Below are 220 nucleotides of genomic sequence, written 5' to 3' on the forward strand. Positions count from 1 at the left end.
CGAAAGTCGGGCTTAGTGATCCGGTGGTTCCGCATGGAAGGGCCATCGCTCAACGGATAAAAGCTACCCCGGGGATAACAGGCTTATCTCCCCCAAGAGTCCACATCGCCGGGGAGGTTTGGCACCTCGATGTCGGCTCATCGCATCCTGGGGCTGTAGTCGGTCCCAAGGGTTGGGCTGTTCGCCCATTAAAGCGGTACGCGAGCTGGGTTCAGAACGT

At 59.1% G+C, this 220-nt stretch carries 1 rRNA gene; it reads left to right on the forward strand.

The window, feature by feature from the left end:
- A 23S ribosomal RNA gene (locus MR167_RS32630) occupies positions 1 to 220 on the forward strand; the annotation flags it as partial.

The organism is Bacillus cereus group sp. BfR-BA-01355, from assembly GCF_022663675.1.
In the GTDB taxonomy this organism is placed as follows: domain Bacteria; phylum Bacillota; class Bacilli; order Bacillales; family Bacillaceae_G; genus Bacillus_A; species Bacillus_A thuringiensis_S.